The 21,378-nt window shown below is 65.1% G+C and carries 21 protein-coding genes; 20 read left to right on the top strand and 1 reads right to left on the bottom strand.

Annotated elements, in window-relative coordinates; all coding sequences use genetic code 11:
- The first annotated feature begins 267 nt into the window (after positions 1-267).
- The 14 genes from ftsH (at position 268) to H290_RS0106655 (ending at position 12,660) form a co-directional block, all read left to right on the top strand.
- Positions 268-2,583 (top strand): ATP-dependent zinc metalloprotease FtsH, encoded by a 2,316-nt coding sequence (gene ftsH / locus H290_RS0106720; protein WP_020106013.1) that lies wholly within the window; start codon positions 268-270, stop codon positions 2,581-2,583.
- Positions 2,580-3,182 carry a GTP cyclohydrolase I FolE gene (gene folE, locus H290_RS0106715; RefSeq protein ID WP_020106012.1) on the top strand — a complete coding sequence of 201 codons (603 nt, stop codon included), beginning with the start codon at positions 2,580-2,582 and terminating at the stop codon, positions 3,180-3,182. The genes ftsH and folE overlap by 4 nt, the downstream gene beginning before the upstream one ends.
- Positions 3,183-3,202: 20 nt before the next feature.
- Positions 3,203-4,087, top strand: a complete 885-nt coding sequence (folP, locus tag H290_RS0106710) for a dihydropteroate synthase (RefSeq protein ID WP_020106011.1) — start codon at positions 3,203-3,205, stop codon at positions 4,085-4,087.
- Entirely contained in the window at positions 4,080-4,454 is a 375-nt protein-coding gene (gene folB / locus H290_RS0106705; RefSeq protein WP_020106010.1) for a dihydroneopterin aldolase, read from the top strand. Before folP ends, folB begins: the two co-directional genes overlap by 8 nt.
- 13 nt (positions 4,455-4,467) lie before the next feature.
- A complete protein-coding gene (gene folK, locus H290_RS0106700; RefSeq protein ID WP_028462883.1) occupies positions 4,468-5,013 on the top strand; it encodes a 2-amino-4-hydroxy-6-hydroxymethyldihydropteridine diphosphokinase in 546 nt (181 codons plus the stop codon).
- Positions 5,013-5,522, top strand: coding sequence for a DUF3180 domain-containing protein (locus H290_RS0106695; protein ID WP_020106008.1), 510 nt, complete (start codon positions 5,013-5,015; stop codon positions 5,520-5,522). Before folK ends, H290_RS0106695 begins: the two co-directional genes overlap by 1 nt.
- Positions 5,523-5,610: 88 nt before the next feature.
- Positions 5,611-6,663, top strand: coding sequence for a DUF6779 domain-containing protein (locus tag H290_RS0106690; RefSeq protein WP_020106007.1), 1,053 nt, complete (start codon positions 5,611-5,613; stop codon positions 6,661-6,663).
- Positions 6,664-6,855: 192 nt separating this feature from the next.
- Complete coding sequence (locus H290_RS0106685) at positions 6,856-7,746, top strand: Rossmann-like and DUF2520 domain-containing protein (RefSeq protein ID WP_028462882.1); 891 nt, start codon at positions 6,856-6,858, stop codon at positions 7,744-7,746.
- A complete protein-coding gene (gene panC, locus H290_RS0106680; protein ID WP_020106005.1) occupies positions 7,746-8,663 on the top strand; it encodes a pantoate--beta-alanine ligase in 918 nt (305 codons plus the stop codon). The genes H290_RS0106685 and panC overlap by 1 nt, the downstream gene beginning before the upstream one ends.
- The gene (panD, locus tag H290_RS0106675; protein ID WP_020106004.1) at positions 8,660-9,103 is read left to right on the top strand and encodes an aspartate 1-decarboxylase; all 444 of its coding nucleotides are present in this window, start codon (positions 8,660-8,662) and stop codon (positions 9,101-9,103) included. The genes panC and panD overlap by 4 nt, the downstream gene beginning before the upstream one ends.
- Positions 9,104-9,105: 2 nt before the next feature.
- Entirely contained in the window at positions 9,106-9,921 is an 816-nt protein-coding gene (locus H290_RS0106670) for a type III pantothenate kinase (protein WP_020106003.1), read from the top strand.
- A gap of 177 nt (positions 9,922-10,098) precedes the next feature.
- Positions 10,099-10,539: a hypothetical protein gene (locus H290_RS0106665; protein WP_020106002.1), complete on the top strand. Its 441-nt coding sequence runs from the start codon at positions 10,099-10,101 to the stop codon at positions 10,537-10,539.
- 97 nt (positions 10,540-10,636) lie between these two features.
- Entirely contained in the window at positions 10,637-12,172 is a 1,536-nt protein-coding gene (gene lysS, locus H290_RS0106660; RefSeq protein WP_020106001.1) for a lysine--tRNA ligase, read from the top strand.
- Positions 12,173-12,321: 149 nt separating this feature from the next.
- The gene (locus tag H290_RS0106655; protein ID WP_020106000.1) at positions 12,322-12,660 is read left to right on the top strand and encodes an Lsr2 family protein; all 339 of its coding nucleotides are present in this window, start codon (positions 12,322-12,324) and stop codon (positions 12,658-12,660) included.
- Positions 12,661-12,923: 263 nt separating this feature from the next.
- Here H290_RS0106655 and H290_RS0106650 read toward each other — a convergent pair whose 3' ends face one another.
- Positions 12,924-14,516, bottom strand: a complete 1,593-nt coding sequence (locus tag H290_RS0106650) for a FadD3 family acyl-CoA ligase (RefSeq protein ID WP_051121913.1) — start codon at positions 14,514-14,516, stop codon at positions 12,924-12,926.
- Positions 14,517-14,655: 139 nt separating this feature from the next.
- On the opposite strand from H290_RS0106650, the gene H290_RS0106645 reads away from it, so the two are divergent.
- The 6 genes from H290_RS0106645 to H290_RS0106620 all read left to right on the top strand — a co-directional run bounded on the left by H290_RS0106645 (position 14,656) and on the right by H290_RS0106620 (position 21,376).
- The gene (locus H290_RS0106645; protein ID WP_020105998.1) at positions 14,656-15,909 is read left to right on the top strand and encodes an acyl-CoA dehydrogenase family protein; all 1,254 of its coding nucleotides are present in this window, start codon (positions 14,656-14,658) and stop codon (positions 15,907-15,909) included.
- The gene (locus tag H290_RS0106640) at positions 15,906-16,718 is read left to right on the top strand and encodes an SDR family oxidoreductase (protein WP_020105997.1); all 813 of its coding nucleotides are present in this window, start codon (positions 15,906-15,908) and stop codon (positions 16,716-16,718) included. The genes H290_RS0106645 and H290_RS0106640 overlap by 4 nt, the downstream gene beginning before the upstream one ends.
- Positions 16,719-16,745: 27 nt before the next feature.
- Complete coding sequence (locus H290_RS0106635) at positions 16,746-17,900, top strand: acetyl-CoA C-acetyltransferase (RefSeq protein ID WP_028462881.1); 1,155 nt, start codon at positions 16,746-16,748, stop codon at positions 17,898-17,900.
- A 206-nt stretch (positions 17,901-18,106) separates the two neighbouring features.
- Positions 18,107-19,618, top strand: a complete 1,512-nt coding sequence (locus H290_RS0106630; protein ID WP_028462880.1) for an aldehyde dehydrogenase family protein — start codon at positions 18,107-18,109, stop codon at positions 19,616-19,618.
- Positions 19,619-19,754: 136 nt separating this feature from the next.
- Positions 19,755-20,351 (top strand): TetR/AcrR family transcriptional regulator, encoded by a 597-nt coding sequence (locus H290_RS0106625; protein ID WP_020105994.1) that lies wholly within the window; start codon positions 19,755-19,757, stop codon positions 20,349-20,351.
- Between the two features lie 44 nt (positions 20,352-20,395).
- The gene (locus tag H290_RS0106620; RefSeq protein ID WP_036518343.1) at positions 20,396-21,376 is read left to right on the top strand and encodes a DUF389 domain-containing protein; all 981 of its coding nucleotides are present in this window, start codon (positions 20,396-20,398) and stop codon (positions 21,374-21,376) included.
- Positions 21,377-21,378: the final 2 nt, after the last annotated feature.

Raw genomic sequence — 21,378 nt, 5'->3', positions numbered from 1 at the left:
CAATTCGACTCGCAGCGGCATCGAGCCGCTTGTCGTGATTCCGGCGGTGAAGCACTGATCTCACGCCCTCAGCCTGGCGACCGCGCGAGCGTGGCAGTTGACCTGCGACCAGTTGGAATCGGCCTGCGGTTCCGCTCGTAGGGAACGCCTGATCATGGTGAATCGTTGACGGGTAGCCTGAGGACTCAGATATCCCGACTGGAAGGACGCGCCGAAATCACAGCGAAAGCCGCAGATGTGGCTCTCGGTCTCGGCTGACACACCCCAATGAACCGCAAGACTGTCTTTCGCAACCTGGCGATCGTGGCCGTAATCGTGCTCGCGATCTGGGGTTGGACCCTGCTACGGGACAACAATCGTGACTACAAGGCCGTCGACACCTCGGTGGCGATGACGCAGCTCAACACCAAGAACGCGTCCGAGGTGCAGATCGACGACCGCGAGCAGACGCTGCGGATGACGTTGAAGGACCCGGTCGACGGCGAAAAGAAGATCACGTCGAAGTATCCGGCGCAGAGCACGGACGAGATATTCGACCGGGTCGACGCCTCGGGTGCGACGTATCAGACGAACGTCAACAAAGACTCGTTCCTGATGCAGATGCTGATCTTCATCCTTCCGCTGGTCCTGCTGTTCGGTCTGTTCTTCTTCGTGATGAGCCGGATGCAGGGTGGTGGCAAGGGCGGTGTCATGGGCTTTGGCAAGTCCAAGGCCAAGCAGCTCAACAAGGACATGCCCTCCACCACGTTCGCGGATGTCGCCGGCGCCGACGAGGCCGTCGAAGAGCTCTTCGAGATCAAAGACTTCCTGCAGAACCCGGCGCGCTACCAGGCACTCGGCGCCAAGATCCCCAGGGGTGTGTTGCTCTACGGCCCGCCCGGAACCGGTAAGACGCTGCTCGCACGTGCAGTCGCCGGTGAGGCCGGCGTGCCGTTCTTCACGATCTCCGGTTCGGACTTCGTCGAGATGTTCGTCGGTGTCGGTGCCTCTCGTGTGCGCGACATGTTCGAGCAGGCCAAGAACAACAGTCCGTGCATCATCTTCGTCGACGAGATCGACGCGGTCGGACGCCAGCGTGGCGCCGGCCTCGGTGGTGGCCACGACGAGCGTGAGCAGACCCTCAACCAGTTGCTGGTCGAGATGGACGGATTCGGTGAGCGTTCGGGGGTCATCCTGATCGCCGCCACCAACCGCCCGGACATCCTCGACCCGGCGCTGCTGCGTCCGGGCCGCTTCGACCGTCAGATCCCGGTCGGCAACCCCGACATGGCCGGTCGCAAGGCGATCCTGAACGTGCACGCCCAGGGCAAGCCGATCGACGCCGACGCCGACCTCGACGGTCTGGCCAAGCGCACGCCCGGCATGTCCGGCGCCGACCTGGCGAACGTCATCAACGAGGCCGCGCTGCTCGCGGCCCGCGAGAACCGCACCACCATCACCGCAGAACTCCTCGAGGAGTCGGTGGACCGGGTTATCGGTGGACCGCGCCGCAAGAGCCGGATCATCAGCGAACACGAGAAGAAGATCGTCGCCTACCACGAGGGTGGCCACACACTCGCCGCGTGGGCGATGCCCGACCTCGACCCGATCTACAAGGTGACGATCCTGGCCCGCGGTCGCACCGGCGGACACGCTCTGGCTGTGCCGGAGCAGGACAAAGACCTGATGACCAGGTCGGAGATGATCGCTCGTCTGGTGATGGCGATGGGTGGGCGTGCTGCCGAGGAACTCGTGTTCCACGAGCCGACCACCGGAGCGTCGTCAGACATCGATCAGGCGACCAAGATCGCCCGCGCGATGGTGACCGAGTACGGCATGAGCGCTCGTCTGGGTGCTGTTCGTTATGGGCAGGAGCAGGGCGATCCGTTCCTGGGCCGGTCGATGGGCGCGCATTCGGACTACTCACCCGAGGTCGCGAGCGAGATCGACGACGAGGTTCGCCGCCTGATCGAGGCCGCGCACACCGAGGCCTGGGCGATTCTCACCGAACACCGCGACACCCTCGATGAGCTCGCGACGCAGCTCCTCGAACGCGAGACGCTGACCCGCAAGGACCTCGAGAAGATCTTCGACAAGGTTGCCAAGCGTCCTCGCATCACCACGTTCAACGACTTCGGTGCGCGCACCCCGAGCGACAAGCCCCCGGTCAAGACCCCCGGCGAGCTGGCCAAAGAGCGTGGCGAGCCGTGGCCGCCCGAGGTTCCGCAGTCGCCGGACCTGACCAAGGCCGGCGCCCATGCGCAGTCGGCATCGGGCCAGCACTCCCAGCATCAGGGTGCGATTCCGGGAGGCACCCGCCCCGACTACGGTGCTCCGGCGGGCTGGTCGGCACCGGGATGGCCCCCGAGCGGCGGTGTCCCGAACGGCGGTCAGCCGAACGGGCAACCCGGTGGTGGGTACCCCAATGGTGGCTACGGTCAGGCGCCAGGGAATCCTTATGGACAACCGCAGAACCCCTACGGACAGCCGCCGGCCAACGGACATCGCAATGGTGACGGATATGGCGGCGGGCACCACAGTGGCGGCCAGGGCGATGAAGGCCAGAACGGTCAGCCGCCCTCAACCGGACAGAATGGACAATGACGTACCGCGAAGACCGCACCGCGATTGCCCCATTTGATGCTGAGCGCGCCGAGCGTGCTGTTCGAGAACTCCTGCTCGCCGTCGGCGAGGACCCGGATCGTGACGGGCTGAAGGAGACGCCGGCCCGCGTGGCCCGCGCCTATCAGGAGATGTTCGGTGGCCTGCACACCGATCCCGACGAGGTCCTCGCGACCACGTTCGACGTCGGTCACGACGAACTGGTCCTGGTCAAGGACATCCCGATGTACTCGACCTGCGAGCACCACCTGGTCTCGTTCCACGGTGTCGCGCACGTCGGCTACATCCCGGGCGCCAGCGGACAGGTCACCGGCCTGTCGAAGCTTGCCCGCGTCGTCGACCTCTACGCCCGCCGGCCGCAGGTCCAGGAACGACTCACCACGCAGATCGCCGACGCGATCGTCCGCAAGCTCGATCCCCGCGGCGTCATCGTCGTGATCGAGGCCGAGCACCTGTGCATGGCGATGCGCGGCATCCGCAAGCCGGGCGCCACCACCACCACGTCGGCGGTTCGCGGGCAGTTCAAGACCAGTGCGATCTCGCGCGGAGAAGCCCTGGATTTCATTTCCCGAAAGAGCTAGCGCGCCGTGGTGCTGCCGACATGTTGGGTTCGGGAGTCGTGAACACGGTCATCATGGGCGTGGTGAACGTGACCGCTGATTCGTTCTCCGACGGCGGTCGCTATCTCGACGTCGACGCGGCCATCGAGCACGGTGTTGCTCTGGTGGCCGACGGTGCGGACATCATCGACGTGGGTGGTGAATCCACGCGGCCGGGAGCTCAGCGGATCGATTCGGATCTGGAGATCGCGCGCATCCGGCCGGTCATCGAAGGGCTGTCGTCGCGGGGCATCGTGACGTCGGTCGACACGATGCGGGCCAAGGTCGCCGAAGCCGCGCTGGCGGCCGGGGTGGGCATCATCAACGACGTCTCCGGTGGCCGTGCGGACCCCGACATGGCGAAGGTGGTCGCGGAGTCGGGGTCGCCCTGGATCCTGATGCACTGGCGGCCGACAGGCTCCGACTACGCGCATTCGGGTGAGGCCGCCGGTTACGGCGATGTGGTCTCGGAGGTCAGGACCGAACTCCTCGAACAGGTCGACGCCGCCGTCAAGGCAGGTGTTGATCCGGGCGCGCTGATCCTCGATCCCGGTCTCGGTTTCGCGAAGACGGGCGAGCACAACTGGGCGTTGCTGCAGCGGCTGCCCGAGTTGGTGGCGCTCGGATTCCCGGTGCTCATCGGGGCCTCCCGGAAGCGCTTCCTCGGAACCCTGCTGGCCGACGCCGACGGGACGGTGCGGCCGCCGGACGGACGGGAAGTCGCCACGGCCGCGCTCAGTGCGCTGGCCGCGGCGTACGGCGCGTGGGGCGTCCGGGTGCACGACGTGGCATCGAGCCGCGATGCGGTGGCCGTCGCGAAGGCGTGGCATGCCGGCGGATTTCCGGATGTGAAGAACGAAGTCGAGATGAAAGGGCGCAATGGCTGACCGAATCGAGTTGCGCGGGTTGAAGGTTCGGGGAAATCATGGCGTGTTCGATCATGAGCGCGCCGATGGCCAGGACTTCATCGTCGACGTGATCCTGTGGGTCGACTCGCGGATCGCCGCGGCCACCGACGATCTCGCCGACACCGTCGACTACGGCGCGTTGGCGCAAACCGCCCACGACATCATCGCGGGAACCCCGCGCAATCTCATCGAGACGGTGGCCGCCGAGATCGCCGACACTGTGATGCTGGAAACCGAGCAGGTGGCGGCGTGTGAAGTGACGCTGCACAAGCCGTCTGCGCCGATCCCGCTGACGTTCGACGATGTTGCGGTGGTGGCCAGGCGATCCCGTAAGGGGATGCAGTGAATGGGGGAGCACGGTGAGTCGTGCGGTGCTCTCGATCGGCTCCAACATCGGTGACCGCATGGCCCATCTGCAATCGGTCTGTGACGGCCTGGCGGATGTGGTGGTGGCCATCTCGGCCGTCTACTCGACTGCGCCCTGGGGTGGCGTGCAGCAGCAGGATTTCCTCAATGCCGTTGTCGTGGTGGATGATCCGAGCCGCGAGGCCGCCGATTGGCTGGCGGCCGGACAGGACCTCGAGCAGCAGGCGCAGCGGGTTCGGGAACAGCATTGGGGCCCAAGAACTCTGGATGTCGACGTGATCTCGGTGCGCAGTGCGGGCCGCGACGTCGTGTCCGACGATCCGATCCTGACGTTGCCGCATCCGAGGACGTCGCAGCGCGCGTTTGTGCTGATTCCCTGGCTGGACGTCGATCCGGCGGCAACACTGTGGCATGACGGTGAGCAGGTCCGGGTGGCCGATCTGATCGCGGTACTGCCCGACGACGAGCGCTCCGGGGTGTATCGCACCGACGGGCAACTCGTGGTCGCGCGGCGCAGCACCGGGACGGATATCGGGTGATGAACCGGCGAACTCCGCAACACAAGCCCGACGACGGCCGAATGGGGCCGACCCGCATCCGTGATCTGTCCGCGATCGCGGGTGTGGTCGCGGTGGTGGTGTTCCTGTTGGTCCGGGTCAGCTACGGGTCGATGCCACCGCTGCCGCTTCTCGCCGGCGTGGTCCTGTATGTCCTTGCCGCACTTGAGGTTGTGATCGCATTTGTGGTCCGGTCGAGGGTCGACGATCGCGAGATCGGTGCGCACCGTGGACAATTGCATCCGATCACTGCCGCGCGGGTCCTGGCACTGGCGAAGGCGTCGGCGATCCTGGGCGCGCTCGCAACGGGGGTGTGGGCCGGGACGCTCGTCTATCTCCTGACGCGTCAAGGCGAGCTGGCGGCCGCCCGCGACGATCTGCCGAGCGCGATTGTCGGACTGGTCGGTGCCATCCTGCTCGCGGTCGCGGCGTTGTGGCTCGAATACTGCTGTCGTACGCCGGATGATCCGTCCGAGGACCTCACCGCGTGATCGGTGGTGAAGGTCACCTGGGCCCTTATAACAGGACTTGCCGGGTCAGATGGCGAAATCGATCGTCGCTGCCCGGTATGTTTGCCCAATGACCACCTCCACTGGCCGCTCGGCTGACGCCAGAAGGACACGCCGTGGTCCGGGCCAATGGCTGCTCGGTGTTCTGTTGCTGCTCGCCCTCGGTTCGAGCGTGTTCATGATCTTCACCTCGGAGATGAGTGTCGCCGGTTCGCTGGCGGTCATCACCGCGCTGTGGGCCGCGGTCATCGGCGCCATCCTGGTCACCAAATACCGTCGCGCAGCTGATTCCGCCGACGCCAAGGCCCGCGATCTGCGGCTGGTCTACGAGTTGCAGCTCGAGCGCGAGATCACCGCCCGCCGCCAGTACGAACTCGGCGTGGAGAGCCAGGTTCGCCGCGAGGTCAGCGCCGAATCGGGATCCGAGCTCGCGGCTCTGAAAACCGAGCTGCAGGCGCTTCGCGAGAGCCTGGAACAGATCCTCGGAGAACTGCCCGAAGACCGGATCGCCCTGTTTCGGGAGAAACTGCCCGAGCTCGAGAACCGTTCGACCTGGCTCAATCGGCCCGACGCCGCGTACGCCTCCGGTTTTGCGGAGTATCCCGCCGGCCTCGTCGACGACGGTGCCGTTGCCGAACAAGATTTTGCTTCCACCGCGCCGCCGACCGGCGACGCTTCGCCAGAGCCCGAGGGCATGACCGAGGTCATCCCCGTGATCGCCGCCGAAGAGCCTCTGGCCGCCGACCCCGAGCCGGCCACACCCGAACCGGCCGAAGCCCAGGAGCTCGTCGCCGAGCTGGTCGATGAGCCGGGCGAGGAGACTGCCCCGACCGCCGGTGAAGCGCCCCACGCTGCCGGCCGGCACATCGGTGGTGGCCGTCGCCGCGCCGACGAGCCCGCCGCGCATGCTCCGGCAGCCGAGGGATTCGTGGATGACACGCCGACCGACGAGTGGGAGGTCATCGCACCGCCCGAGGGCGGCATCCCCGATGCCCTGCTGGCCGAGGGTGAGGGTTCGCCCGATCACCCCGGCGCACATGCGTCCGGTCGTTCGGTGTCGGAGCTACTCCAGGGATTTGCGTCTTCGGCCCCGAGCTCAGGTCGTCGTCGCCGGCGCAGCTGAGCCGGTCGCAGCGATTCGGACTCCGCAAATCGCCTCTCATTTCAGTGAGGCCGGTCACAGCGGTTGGCGGTTTTGTCGCCGCGCGATCTATCCTCGCTGCGAGACGTCTGGTACCCGGATCCGACTCATTCGACTGTGATCTTGCATCGGTCGAAGGGTTGGTGGGACTGGAACGAATGATGGAGGACATCGGTGACCTCGACCGGGATTACCAACTGGCCCGCGCCTGCCCGCCTGACAGTGGGCATCGTGTCGGCGGGCCGTGTGGGCACCACCATCGGTGAGGCGCTCGAACGCGCAGAGCACGTGGTCGGAGCGGTCGCAGCTTCGTCATCCCAGTCCCGGCGCCGGGCCGCCGAACGGTTGCCGGAATCAGAGATCCTGACCCCGCACGAGGTTGCCGCGCGGTGTGAACTGCTGATCTTGGCCGTTCCCGACGACAAACTTCCGCTGCTCATCGCAGAGCTGTCCGCGGCGGGCTCGGTGCGGCCGGGCACGATCGTCGCGCACACCGCCGGCGCGCAGGGCGTCCGCATTCTCGACCCCCTCACCGACGCCGGCGCACTTCCGCTGGCGCTTCACCCGGCGATGACGTTCATCGGTACCCGAGAAGACACCGACCGGCTGAACAACTGCTGCTTCGGGGTCACTGCCGCCGATGAGATCGGTCTGGCGATCGGACAATCCCTGGTGCTGGAGATGGGTGGGGAACCCGTCCACATCCGTGAAGAGCACCGGACGCTCTATCACGCGGCTCTGGCGCACGGTGCCAACCATCTCGTCGCCCTGGTGTGCGACGCCGCGGCTGCGCTCGCCACCGTGCTCGAGGGACAAGACGTCCGGCCGCAGCGGCTTCTGGGCCCGCTGTTGACCGCCGCCCTCGACAACACCCTGCAGTCGGGTCCGGCGGCGCTGACGGGGCCGGTCAAGCGCGGCGACGCCGCTGCTGTTGCCCGCCATCTCGCAGCGCTGACCGAAGCTGATCCGGGGATCGCCGACGGATACCTCGCAATGGCCCGGCGTGCTGCCGCCTACACCAATCCGCCTCAAGAACTGATCGAGCTCCTCGGAGGTGACCGCTGATGTCGAATGTCGACATTGCATCTGAAAAGCCCTACACGGCAGGGAAATTGACCGTCCACCGCGATCCGGCGATGCTGAACAAGATCAGCCGGGCGTTGCGGTCGACCGGCAAACGGGTGGTGCTGGTGCCGACGATGGGTGCTCTGCACGCCGGTCACCTGGAACTGATCCGGGCCGCCAAGCGCAAAGGTGACGCCGTCGTCATCACGTCGATTTTCGTGAATCCACTGCAGTTCTCGGCCGACGAGGATCTCGACGCCTACCCGCGGACATTCGATGCGGACTGCGATCTGCTGCGCGCTGCCGGGGTCGAGCTGGTCTTCGCGCCGCGGGTCTCTGACATGTACCCGAACGGGCCCCGGACCACGGTGCACCCGGGGCCGCTCGGCGCCGAGCTCGAAGGGGCATCGCGGCCGACCCACTTCGCCGGGATGCTGACCGTCGTCCTCAAGCTGCTCAACATCGCGGCACCGATGGAGGCGTACTTCGGTGAAAAGGACTACCAGCAGCTGACATTGATCCGGCAGATGGTGCGCGACCTCGACCTCGACATCCGCATCGTCGGGGTGCCGACCGTGCGCGAATCCGATGGGCTGGCGATGTCCTCGCGAAACCGGTACCTGGATCCGGCACAGCGTGAGCTGGCCACGACACTGTCTGCGGCCCTGGTGGCCGGCGCCTACGCGGCGGCGGACGGCGCGCAGATCATTCTCGACACCGCCCGGCAGGTGCTGGCGCTGCACCCGGAGATCGAGGTCGACTACCTCGAAGTGCGTGGTCCGGGTCTGGAACCGGCGCCGGACAAGGGCGACGGCAGGCTTTTGATCGCGGCCCGGATCGGCAGCACCAGGCTGATCGACAACGTGGGTGTCGCGATCGGTACGGGATTCGTCGAAAGAGGAGAGAACACACCATGATTCGTACGATGATGACGTCGAAGATCCACCGCGCCACCGTGACGCAGGCCGATCTGCACTACGTCGGTTCGGTGACCGTCGACCAGGATCTGCTCGACGCCGCGGGTTTGCTCGAAGGCGAGAAGGTGTCGATCGTCGACATCACCAACGGGGCACGTCTGGAGACGTACACGATTGCCGGGGAACGAGGTTCGGGTGTCCTCGGGATCAACGGTGCCGCAGCACATCTCGTACATCCCGGAGATCTGGTCATCCTGATCGCCTACGGTGGCCTCGATGAGCGCGAGCTGCTCGAGTACAGCCCGCGGGTGGTGTTCGTGGACGGCGACAACAAGATCCTCGAGCTCGGTGACGACCCGGCACATGCCCCGGAAGGCAGCGGGCTCCTGGATCCGCGCGAATTGACCTCCAGCCCTGAATTCACTTCCAGCATGGCCTGACCATGCTGCTCGCCCTGGACGTCGGCAACACCAACATCCACCTGGGTGTCTATTCGGGGCGTGGTGACCACGCCCGCCTGATCCGGGATTGGCGGATGCGGACCGAGCCGCGGATGACCGCGGACGAACTCGCACTGACCATCCGCGGTCTCCTCGGCCCGGACGTCGATCAGGTGACCTCGGTGGTGGGGCTGTCCACGGTGCCGTCGTTGCTGCGGGAGATGCGGGTGATGGTCGGGAAGTATTACGGCATCGGACCGCATGTTCTGCTCGAACCCGGTGTGCGGACCGGTGTCCCACTATTGGTGGACAACCCGAAGGAAGTCGGCACCGACCGGGTGGCCAACGCGCTCGCGGCGTACACGGCGTACGGGCGCGCCTGCATCATCGTCGATTTCGGGACCACCACGTTGGTTGATGTGGTCTCGGCGAAGGGCGAGTTCCTCGGTGGCGCCATCGCTCCCGGTATCGATCTGGCCGTGGAGGCCCTGGCCACCGCGACGGTGACGTTGCGCAAGGTGGAGTTGTTGCCACCGCGCAGCGTGGTCGGCAAGAACACGATCGAGGCGTTGCAGTCGGGCATCCTCTACGGATTCGCCGGCCAGGTCGACGGGCTGGTGACGCGGGTGCGGCGGGAGATTCGGGGATTCGGTCCGCAGGACGATGTCGCGGTGGTCGCCACGGGCTATCTTGCTCCGCTGGTGTTCGACGAATGCGAGACGTTGCAACACCATGAGCCGACGCTGACGCTGGACGGTTTGCGGCTGGTCTTCGAGCGGCAGCGGGACAGCCGGAGCAAGTCGCGGACAGATCACTGACCGGCCCGCGACCCGGTTCGGTGATCATCGCCACTGGTGCAAGCCGGATTGATGTGGCAGAATCGCGACCGTGATGAACCGGAGCTGTCAGGAGTGTTGTCGGGGCTAAACGCCTCTCGATGACCCCTACGCCCGATTCCGGCGCTCTGTCGCCGATCATTCTCGAAAGCCACCATCATGTCTGTGCTCACAGCACCCATCTTGTTTTCGACCGCTGCTCCCGTGTCCGCTCCGGCGGCGGCGCCCCTGTCCATCTCGGCCGATCAGTACGGTCCGGCTCTGCAAGCCGGTGCCATCGCCGTCGACATCCGCAGCCAGCGCGTCCGCGATGACGAAGGAATCCTCTTGGGAGCGTTGGCGATTCCGGCCAGGAACGTTCTCGACCGGTTGACTCCGGGATCCGATCAGTCCCTGTCGAGCGCCTCGGTTGCCCAGCGCTGGGTCCTGGTCGGGGCCGACGGTCATGACGCCGAGATGCTGACCTGGCATCTGCAGGCCCGGGGCATCACCGGCACACGTTTTGTCGCGGGCGGTCAGCGGGCACTGTCTCGCAACGCCACGCCAGGGTTGCTCGGCGAGCACACCCGGCGCGAGGTGAGCGCGTACATCGCGCACTGATCCGGGGCACTCGCGCGACCGGCGGTTTGTGACTGCCAGATGCCGCTTGGCCTTGGCGAATGGATCGCGCGGCGCTCCGGCCGATAGGGTTCTTGGCGTGAACGAAGTCCGTGGCCAGGGCCGCACCAGAACAGATGCCGATTCCGTCGAAGATCAGACGCCGGAACAGTTGCGTATTCGTCGCGAAAAACGTGATCGAATGCTTTCCGCAGGGATCGAGCCCTACCCGGTTTCGGTGGCGCGAACCCATTCACTGGCAGAGGTCCGGGCAAAATATCCCGACCTCGAGACGGACACCGCGACGGGCGACCAGGTCGGTGTCGCCGGCCGCGTCATTTTCGTCCGCAACACCGGCAAGCTGTGTTTTGCCACGTTGCAGGAGGGTGACGGCACCCAGTTGCAGGCCATGATCAGCCTGAACGGTGTGGGTGAGGAGTCCCTCGCGGCGTGGAAGGCCGACGTCGATCTCGGCGACTTCGTCTTTGTTCACGGTGAGGTCATCAGCTCCCGCCGCGGCGAGCTCAGTGTTCTCGCGGACACGTGGCAGATGGCGTCGAAGGCGCTGCGCCCGCTCCCGGTGGCACACAAGGACATGAGCGAAGAGGCCCGGGTGCGGCAGCGTTACCTCGATCTCATCATCCGGCCGGAGGCCCGGGCGATGGCCCGGACTCGTGTTGCGGTCATGCGTGAGTTGCGTGGCGCGCTCGAACGTCGCGGATTCCTCGAGGTCGAGACGCCGATGCTGCAGACGCTGCATGGTGGCGCGGCGGCCCGACCTTTCGTGACGCACTCCAACGCCTTGGACATGGACCTATTCCTGCGCATCGCGCCGGAGCTGTTCCTCAAGCGCGCGGTGGTCGGCGGGATCGAGAAGGTCTTCGAGATCAACCGGAACTTCCGCAACGAGGGCGCCGATTCCACGCACTCGCCGGAGTTCGCGATGCTCGAGACCTACGAGGCCTACGGCACGTACGACGACTCGGCCACGATGATCCGGGAGATCATCCAAGAGGTTGCGCTCGGTGCGATGGGCACCCTGCAGCTGGAGATGGCAGACGGAACGATCAACGACCTGAGCGGCGAGTGGACCTCGGTCGAGATGTATCCGTCGCTGTCGAAGGCACTCGGGGAGGACATCACACCCGACACCACCGTGGAGTACCTGCTGTCGGTCGCCGCCCGGGTCGGCCTCGAGATCCCGGAGGGGAAGGGGTACGGCCACGGGAAGCTCGTCGAGGAACTGTGGGAGCACCAGGTCGGTGAGACGCTGTCCGGGCCGGTTTTCGTCCGGGACTTCCCGGTGGAGACCTCACCACTTGTCCGCGAGCACCGGACCGTGCGGGGTGTCAGCGAGAAATGGGACCTGTATGTTCGCGGTTTCGAATTGGCGACCGGCTATTCGGAACTTGTCGACCCGATCATTCAGCGGGAGCGGTTCGTGGATCAGGCCAGGCTTGCGCGCGCCGGCGATGACGAGGCAATGGTCCTCGACGAAGAGTTCCTGGCCGCCATGGAGCAGGGGATGCCTCCGACCACGGGCACCGGAATGGGGATTGACCGACTTCTCATGGCACTTACCGGTCTAGGGATTAGGGAAACGATCCTCTTTCCACTCGTGAAACCGCAGCATTGAAAACCTTCTAAACACATAAGCGAGTTATTAGCGCGAACTAGATATTCGCGCTATGCTGGCGGCCAATAGGCGGCCACCACGAATATGGCTCGTTACGAGTTGTGTTCTGAGAACCGTCTTGGTCGGGGAGCCATCAAGAATGGAGCATTATGGCTAAGAAGGTTACAGTCACGCTGGTCGACGATGTTGACGATAGTAAAACTGCGGATGAGACTGTCGAGTTCGGTGTCGACGGTGTCACCTATGAGATCGATCTGTCGACCAAGAATGCAGACAAACTGCGTGACGATGTTGCACGGTGGGCAGAACATGCCCGTCGGGTGGGAGGCCGTAAGCGTGCCAAGGGCCTCAGTGTCGCAGGTAAGCCCACAGTGGACCGTGAGCAGACCGCAGCGATTCGTGACTGGGCGCGCCGTAACGGACACCCGGTGTCGGCTCGCGGCCGTATAGCGGCTGGTGTGGTGGATGCCTACAACGAGGCGCACTGACGCTTCGAGTTGTTTTCGAGAACTGTCTGAAAAGGCGGGCTGCCCGGGTAACCGGACCGCCCGCCTTTTTGTTTGCCCGCTTCCCCGGGAGCATTGCTTGAACGATTTCTCAGTAAACACTTAACAAAAATGATCGTGGCGATCACTTTTGCACTTTAGGCAGTACTTCTGAGCGTCTGGCAACAATTGATTCGAGCCCTTCGCCTTATTCGATTTGAAGCATCTGGTTGAAATGCTGAAACCCTCGCAAATGCGATGGATTGTCAGTCGAGTTCGCGCTTGAGGATCTTCCCGGCGGCATTGCGCGGGAAATCTTTGATGAACTCCACAGAACGTGGGATCTTAAAGTTTGCCAGGTTCGCGCGGGCGTGTGACAGAACTGAGGATTCGTCCATATCAGCCCCCGGTGCGATTGTCAGATAGGCGCGGCCGACTTCTCCGAGGCGTTCATCGGCAACCCCGACCACCGCAACTTCGGTCACGCCGGGGATTCGGGACAACACTTGTTCGACTTCGGCGGGATAGACATTGAATCCGCCGCAGATGTACATATCCTTCAAACGATCGGTGATGGTCAGGTTGCCGGCTGCATCGATGGTCCCGATATCGCCGGTGTGGAGCCATCCGTCGGCGTCGATGGCTTCCGCGGTGGCGGCCGGGTCGTCGAGATATCCGGACATGACCATCTTTCCCCTGGCCAGAACCTCGCCGTCGTCGGACAGCCGGATCTCCATGCCCCGAAATGGCCGTCCACACGTGTTGGCGACGGTGGTGTCGTCGTCGTCCGGCGTGCATGTGGTGACGAAACCGCTCGCCTCCGTCAGTCCATAGGCGGTGATGACCGTGTCGATGCCCAGGTCGTGCTGCATGCGTTCGACCAGGACGACAGGGACGATCGCGGCGCCGGTCACGGCCAGGCGAAGCGAGGACAGATCGAACTCGCTGCGGCGGGGTGCGTCCAGCAGTGTCTGGAAGATGGTGGGGGCGCCGGGGAAGACAGTTGCGCGGCGCTGCGAGACGAGCCGCATGGCGTTGTCGGGGGAGTAGACCGCCAACGGCAGCATGGTGGTCCCGGTGAGCGTGCAGGCGAGGATGCCGGCCTTGTATCCGAACGTGTGGAAGTAGGGATTGACCATCACGTAGGTGTCGCCGGGACCCAGGCCGCCGTTTCCGGCCCAGGCTGCGGCACCTGCGATGGACTGCTGATGCTCGGCGAGCGCGCCTTTCGACTTCCCGGTGGTGCCGGAGGTGAACAAGACGTCGGAGATGTCAGTGGGGGCGACCGCGGCGGCGCGGCGGTCTGCCTCGCTGTGGTCGAGTTCCCCGGCGGAGTCGAGGGCATCGTCCCAGTCGAGGCTGCCTGCGGTGCGCGTGTCGTCGGGGTCCAGTCGGATCCGCAGGGCGGCACAGAGCTCGGTGTCGGCGGTGAGGTCACCGCCGGCCTGTGCGGTGAGTTCGGTCAGGCGATCGGCACCCAGGAAGGTCCCGGCGATCACCAAGGCGGTGGCCCGGGTTCGCTGGATGATCTCGAGGGCTTCGGCCGCTGTATAGCGGGTGTTGAGTGGGACCAGCGTGGCGCCCGCGAAGTGCACCCCGAGTGCCGCGATCGGCCAGTGGTAGCTGTTGGGTGCCCAGATCGCCACGCGGTCACCGGCATCGACACCCTGCTGGATCAGGGCCGTGGCAGCGGTGCGGACCGCGGCGAGTAGTCCGGACCAGGTGAGGGTGACGGTCTCGCCCCATTGATCGTCGATGATGGCGGGCTGATCGGGCCAGAGTCGGGCGGCGCGGATCAATGCCTGGGGTGTGGTCTTCACTTCGTCGAACTCGGAGCCTGTTGACTGTTCCGGTGTCACGGACACAATTCCTCCTGGTGCTCTGACCTGCTTAAAAAGGCTAATACCTGTGCCGGGGCAACAGGCCTCATCGACAAAAACCTAGCACTTGCTTGGGTGACGTACCCAAGCAAGTGCTTGGTCGGCTAGTCTGGTTCGCATGACGTCGATCAACCTCGCTGACCGAGGCGTGGACCTGGGACGATGGGACGGATCGGCGGCCGAGTTCTCGGGCGCCGTACGGTCCTGGCTCGACGAGCACCTGACGGGTGAGTTCGAGCATCTGAAGTCGCGGGGTGGCCCCGGCAGTGAACATGAATTCTTCGGCCCCCGGCTGGCGTGGGATCGGCTGCTGGCGAAGGCGGGGTGGACCTGCCTGGGCTGGCCCACCGAGTTCGGTGGCCGAGGGGCCACCATCGAGCAGCGGATTGCATTCCATCAGGAGTACGCACGCTCCGGAGCTCCGGCGCGGGTGAGTCACGTCGGCGAGGAACTCCTCGGCCCCACGCTGATCGCTTTCGGGACCCAGGAGCAGAAGGAACGGTTCCTGCCGCCGATCACGACGGTCGACGAGCTCTGGGCGCAGGGCTATTCCGAGCCCGGTGCGGGTTCGGACCTGGCCAACATCTCGACCACCGCCCGGCTCGAGGGCGACAAGTGGGTCATCAACGGCCAGAAGATCTGGACGTCGCTGGCCCACGTCGCGCAGTGGGCGTTCGTCGTGTGCCGCAGCGAACCCGGTTCGACCCGCCACAGCGGACTGAGCTTTCTGCTGGTCCCACTCGATCAACCCGGTGTGACGGTGCGTCCCATCCAGCAGCTCACCGGAACGTCGGAGTTCAACGAGGTCTTCTTCGACAACGCCACCACCGACGCCTCCCTTGTCGTCGGGCAGCCGGGCGACGGCTGGAAGGTTGCGATGGGACTGCTGCAGTTCGAACGCGGCGTGTCCACGCTGGGTCAGCAGGTCGGATTCTCGCGTGAGCTGAGCGAGATCGTGGAGATGGCGAAGTCGAACGGTGCGGCCGGTGACCCGGTCATCCGTGAGCGGATTGCCCGCGCCTGGCTCGAACTCCGGGTGATGCGGGCCCACGTGCAACGCACACTCGCAACAGTCGACACCGGTGGGTCCGGCGGTGAGGCCTCGGTGGCAAAACTGTTGTGGGCCAACTGGCATCGCGATCTGGGCGAGCTTGCGGTCGCCGTCCAGGGCGCGGCATCCCTGATCGCCCCCGACGCGACCAGCGAGGGCGCGCCGAACAACATCTTCGACCCCGGGAACGTTGAACTCGACAGGTGGCAGCGTCTGTATCTGTTCACCCGGGCCGACACGATCTACGGCGGGTCGAATGAAGTGCAGCGCAACATCATTGCCGAGCGTGTGCTCGGACTACCTCGAGAGGCTCGATCGTGACAGTTGAACATCGCCCCAACCCGCTGGCGACGGCCCCGGAAGAAATTCCCGGCCACGGACTCCTGGCCGGACGGAAAGTTGTTGTCACAGCGGCAGCCGGAACCGGCATCGGATTCGCCACCGCGCGGCGTGCGTTGCTCGAAGGCGCCGATGTGGTGGTCAGTGACTGGCACGAACGCAGGCTGGGGGAGACCGCGGACAAATTGCGTGCCGAGTTCGGCGACCGGACCGTCGCGCAGGTCGTGTGCAATGTGCAGGAGACCTCCGCGGTGAATGCGCTGATCGACTCTGCCGCAAATGAACTGGGCCGGATCGACATCCTCGTCAACAATGCCGGACTCGGTGGTGAGACACCCGTGGTCGACATGGACGACGACGAATGGGACCGGGTCATCGACATCACCCTCAACGGGACTTTCCGGGCCACCCGCGCGGCATTGCGGTACTTCCGGGATGCGCCGCACGGTGGGGTCATCGTCAACAACGCCTCGGTGCTGGGCTGGCGGGCGCAGCACAGCCAATCCCATTACGCGGCAGCCAAAGCCGGTGTCATGGCGTTGACGCGGTGCGCCGCGATCGAGGCCGCCGAATACGGGGTCCGGATCAACGCGGTGGCCCCGTCCATCGCGAGGCACCCGTTCCTGGCCAAGGTCACCAGCGAAGAGTTGCTGACGGACCTGGCATCTCGCGAGGCGTACGGCCGGGCCGCGGAGGTCTGGGAGATCGCCGCCACCATCGCCATGCTCGCCAGCGACTACACCACCTACCTGACCGGCGAGGTCGTCTCGATCTCGAGCCAACACGCCTGACACCCCTCACATTTCAAGGAGCACAACATGTCTTCACCCCAGGCCTATATCGTCGACGCCCTGCGGACCCCCGTGGGCAAGCGCAACGGATCGCTGGCCAAGGTGCACCCGGCCGACATGGGCGCCCATGTCATCAAGGCCGTCATCGAGCGCAACGGCATCGACCCGAACGTGGTCGACGATGTGATCTTCGGCTGCGTCGACACCGTGGGCCCGCAGGCCGGCAACATCGCCCGGACGGCATGGCTTGCCGCCGGGTTGCCTCTCGGCGTCCCGGGCACCACGATCGACCGTCAGTGCGGATCATCGCAGCAGGCAATCCATTTCGCGGCACAAGCCGTGATGAGCGGTACGCAGGATGTGGTTGTCGCCGGTGGGGTTCAGAACATGAGTGCCATCCCGATCTCGGCGGCGATGATCGCCGGAGCCGAGTACGGATTCACCAGCCCCTTCGCCGGGTCGGTGGGATGGGATGAGAGGTTCGGCGACGCCGAGATCTCCCAATTCGTCGGCGCCGACATGATGGCCAAGAAGTGGGACATCAGCCGCGAAGACATGGAGCAGTGGGCCCTGCAGTCGCATCAGCGGGCACTGCGGGCCATCAACGAAGGCAGGTTCGCTGCCGAGACCGTGCCCCTGGGTGACTGTCTGGTCGACGAATGCCCGCGCGAGACGTCGCTGGAAAAGATGGCCGGCCTCAAGGTGCTGGCCGAAGGGTCGTCGCTGACCGCGGCGGTCGCCTCCCAGATCTGCGACGGCGCGTCCGCGTCGCTGGTGGTCTCGGAATCAGCCCTCAAGGAATACGGCCTGACCCCCCGCGCCCGGATCCACCACATCTCGGTGCGCGGCGACGACCCGGTGATGATGTTGTCGGCCCCCATCCCCGCCACCAAATACGCCCTCGCCAAGGCCGGCCTGAGCATCGACGACATCGACGTCGTCGAGATCAATGAGGCCTTCGCCCCGGTCGTCCTGGCCTGGCTCAAGGAAACCGGCGCCGACCCGGCCAAGGTCAATCCCAACGGCGGCGGCATCGCGCTCGGACATCCACTCGGCGCCACCGGCGCAAAACTCTTCGCGACACTGCTGCATGAACTCGAACGCACCGGCGGCCGCTACGGCCTCCAGACGATGTGCGAGGGCGGCGGCACCGCCAACGTCACGATCATCGAGCGCCTCTAGCCCCAGCCCCTGGCCCCCCCACCCCGATGATGTGCTGTTTTGGCGAACAAAAGCCCAGGTGAGCTCCGCCAAAACGGCACATCATCGGGGGGTGGGGAGCTGCCGCTGGCGCCTCCGGTGTGAGTTGGCGCATACTGGTTTGCGACAGACTTGGATTTTCGTTCCAAAGTCCCGCAAATGACCAACGGCTCGTGGAGGTTCGCGCAATGACAAAACCGGCAGATGTGGCAAAGAAGCAGGTCCGAGACGAGAAATCGGCGGACACTCTGACTTTGCAGGCGTTGCTAGAACTGCAGCGCGCGGCGTTCTTGCGCGACGGAATCCCTGATGCCCAGACCCGCATCGATCGGATCGTCCGCTTGCAAGCGCTGCTCCTCGACAACGCGGAGGAACTCGCCGAGGCGCTCGCCGCGGACTTCGGATCACGTCCGCGCGAGCTGTCGATCGCCGCCGACATCGCCGGTTGCATGGTCGACCTGGCGCACCAGAAGAAGCACGTCACCAAGTGGATGGAGACCTCGACGCCGGGCAAGGTGCTTGCCCGTGCGGGTTTCCGGCAGGAGGTCCGCCACGACCCCAAGGGTGTCGTCGGCATCATGGGTCCGTGGAACTTCCCGCTGAACCTGACGATCGTCCCGGCCGGATCGGCGTTCGCCGCCGGTAACCGGGTGCTGATCCGTCCGTCGTCGGTCACCGCGAAAACCACTGCGGTCCTGGCAAAGCATGCTCCCCGCTACTTCGATCTCGAAGAGCTCGCCGTGCTGACCAGTGCCCATGGTGGCGGCTCGGACTTCGCGAAGCTCAAGGTCGACCACATGTTCTTCACCGGCTCTCCCGAGGTGGGCGCCTCGGTGGCCACCGAGGCCGCCAAGAACCTGGTCCCGGTCACCCTCGAACTCGGTGGCAAGAACCCGGTTGTCGTCGACATCGATGCCGACATCGCGAAGGCTGCCACCCGGATCGCCGACGCCCGCCTCGTCAACGGCGGTCAGGTGTGCCTGTGCCCCGACTACGTGTGGGTTCCCGAGGCCAAGCTCGGTGAGTTCACCGACCGGGTGCTGGCCCGCTGGCGCACCAACCTGCCGTCGATCAAAGACAACCCGCAGTACACCTCCACCATCAACGAGAAGAACTTCTCGCGGATCGTCGATCTCATCGACGATGCCGAATCACTGGGTGCCACCAAGCATCAGGTGATCCCCGCCGGAGAGAAGCTGCCCGACGCCGACGCTCGCAAGATCCCGCCGACGCTGCTCACCGGGGTCAAGGCCGGGATGAAGATCGAAGAGGACGAGGTCTTCGGTCCGGTGCTGACCGTCTACCCGTACCGCGAACTCGACGAGGCGATCACGCACATCACCAGCCACCCGCATCCTCTGACGATGTACTGGCACGGTGACCGCAACGAGCGCTTCTACAAGCTCGCAGATTCGACTCAGTCGGGTTCGATCAACGGCAACGACTTCGCCATCAACATGTTCGGTCCGGACCTGCCCTTCGGTGGCGTCGGTAAGAGCGGGATGGGCGGCTACCACGGCAAATACGGTTTTGACACGTTCTCGCACACCCGCGCGGTGGCGTTCTCGACCCTGAAGGTCGCGGTGTCGGAGATGATGTCGGCACCGTTCACGGCGAAAGACACCAAGAACACCAACATGCAGCTGAAGCTGTGGAAGTTCTTCAACAATCGCGCTCGTAAGAAGCTCGGCCACAAGTAGGGCTCACTCTCGGTGCCACCCGCCGTCTCCGATGCCGGACATTCGGAGGCGGCGGGTACGTGGGAGCACGACCAGCGAACAGACCTAGCAACCAAGCGCTTGCTAGGCTGAGTGGGTGGCAGCGAGACGAAGTGAGATGACCTCGGGTGAGCGTACCCGGGTGACGCGGCGCGATGAGTTGCTGGCGGTGGCGAGTGGGCTGTTCGCCGAGCGCGGGGTCCGCACCACCACGGTTCGTGACATCGCCGATTCGGCCGGCATCCTGTCGGGGAGTCTGTATCACCACTTCGACTCCAAGGAGTCGATGGTCGACGAGATCCTGAGGTCGTTCCTGGATTCGCTCTTCGATACGTACCACGAGGTGGTCGAGGCGGGGCTGCCCGCACGAGAGACGCTGACCGGCTTGGTGATTGCGTCGTTCGAGAGTATCGACCGCGACCATTCGGCCGTGGCCATCTATCAGGACGAGGCGAAGCGGCTCGCGAGCCAGGATCGGTTCTCGTACATCCAGGATCGCAACGTCGAGTTCCGCACCCTGTGGAGCGATGTACTGACCAAGGGCATGGCCGACGGAAGTTTCCGCCCCGACCTCGACACCGAACTGGTGTACCGCTTTATGCGCGATACGGTCTGGGTCGCGGTGCGCTGGTACCGGCCCGGTGGCGATCGGACGGCCCGCCAGGTCGCCGAGCAGTACTTGAGCGTGGTGCTCGACGGGATCGTGCCACGCTGATCGAGTGACGGTGTTGGCGTGGCGTGCCGTGGGAAGCTGTCGGAATGCTGCAGATACGGGTCATCGCTCCAGGTGAATACTCCGACCGCATCTCAGAACTTCTCTGTGAGGACCCCGCGGTCAGCAACGTGACCGTCTATCGTGGCGCGTCGATGAAACCCGAAGGCGACGTGATCGAGGCCGACATCGCGCGCGAGGGCGCGAACGAGGTCATCGATGCACTCCGTGAACTGGATATCCATCGCTTCGGCACCATCCACCTGGGCCAGGTACCCATCTGGATATCTGAGAAGGGGCTGGAAGCAGAGCGGGTCACGCCCGGGGCGAGCGCCGATGCGGTCGTCTGGGCCGAGGTGACCCAAAAGGCTTACGACGACTCCGAATTCAACTGGATCTTCGCCAGTTTCATGGTTCTGGCGACGCTGTTGGCTGCGATCGCCATCGTCCTTGATTCGAGCATCCTGCTCATCGGTGCGATGGTCCTCGGGCCCGAGTTCGGGGCTGTCGCGGCGCTCGGAGTCGCGCTGGTACGGCGGCGGATGACGCTGCTCGGGCGTGCACTGCTGACACTCGTCGGTGGATTTACGCTCAGCATCGTGGCCACGACCATCGCGGCCCTGATCGCGCGCGGGCTCGGCTGGGTGACGGAGACCGACGTGACCGAGGCCCGGCCGGACACCGCGTTCATCTACACCCCGGACAAATGGTCATTCATCGTCGCCGTGGTTGCCGGGGTCGCCGGGGTGCTGTCCCTGACGTCGTCCCGACTCGGCGGTCTGTCGGGCGTTTTCATCTCGGTGACAACCATTCCGGCAGCCGGAAACGTCGCGCTGGGCCTGGCCTTCGGACTCCGTGAAGAAATCGTCGGGAGCAGTCTCCAGTTGGTGGTCAACCTGTCCGGGATGGCTGTCGCAGGCTGGATGACGCTGGCGGTGCAACAGGTGATCTGGACGAGGGTGTCGGCGTATCGCGCCCGCTTGCTGGCCGGACGGGAGCCCGGCCACCGGTGGCAACGCGAACCGTGAGC

The sequence above is a fragment of the Nocardia sp. 348MFTsu5.1 genome (assembly GCF_000383535.1).
Lineage (GTDB): Bacteria > Actinomycetota > Actinomycetes > Mycobacteriales > Mycobacteriaceae > Williamsia > Williamsia faeni.
This window is presented reverse-complemented; position numbering and strand designations above follow the sequence as displayed.